The 890-nt window shown below is 66.0% G+C and carries 1 protein-coding gene; it reads left to right on the top strand.

Annotated features, from left to right (window positions below; translation table 11 throughout):
- Positions 1-97: 97 nt before the first annotated feature.
- Positions 98-890: Na+/H+ antiporter NhaA (gene nhaA, locus EOA36_RS36270; protein WP_127281305.1), on the top strand; the 793-nt coding region annotated here is incomplete at its 3' end.

Below are 890 nucleotides of genomic sequence, written 5' to 3'. Positions count from 1 at the left end.
TCACTATACGGGGAGAGGATGCCGGCAGGCAGGTGAGGGGCAGCGCCGACGCTTGGACAATGAAAATCCGCCGAGCAGGCGGCATGACGGAGGCGACATGCAGGATCAGAAGCAGCGGCCGGTTTCCGTCTTCCGCGAATTCCTCGACAGCGAGGCGGCCGGCGGCATCATCCTGATGGCAGCGGCCGCCCTTGCCCTGATCGTCGCCAATTCGCCGCTCGCCGAAACCTATTTCGCCGTTCTCCACGCCTATCTCGGGCCGCTCAGTGTCTCGCACTGGGTCAATGACGGGCTGATGGCGGTGTTCTTCCTGCTCGTCGGGCTGGAGATCAAGCGCGAGATGCTGGATGGCCAGCTCTCGACCTGGCCGCGCAGGGTGCTGCCCGGCATCGCCGCGGCAGGCGGCATGGTGGTGCCGGCGCTGGTCTATGTCGCTGTCAACAGCAACAATCCGGCCGCACTGTCCGGCTGGGCGATCCCGACCGCCACCGATATCGCCTTCGCGCTCGGCGTGCTGTCGCTGCTCGGCAGCCGCGTGCCGGCTTCGCTGAAGGTCTTCCTGACCGCGCTTGCCATCATCGACGACCTCGGCGCGGTCATCATCATCGCCATATTCTACACCAGCGGCCTGTCGCTGGCCTATCTCGGCGCGGCCTTCGCCGTCATTGCCGTGCTTGTCGTGCTCAACCGCATGCGGATGATGAGCCTGGTGCCCTATCTCGTGCTTGGCGCCATCCTGTGGGTGCTGGTGCTGAAGTCGGGCGTCCATGCCACGCTGGCCGGCGTTGCGTTGGCGCTCACCATTCCGCTCGAACGCTCCGCCGGGATCGGCCACGATCTCGACCATTCGCCGCTGCACCGGCTCGAGCATGGCCTGCACAAGCTGGTGG

The organism is Mesorhizobium sp. M8A.F.Ca.ET.021.01.1.1, assembly GCF_003998025.1.
Taxonomy (GTDB): Bacteria; Pseudomonadota; Alphaproteobacteria; order Rhizobiales; family Rhizobiaceae; genus Mesorhizobium.
This window is presented reverse-complemented; position numbering and strand designations above follow the sequence as displayed.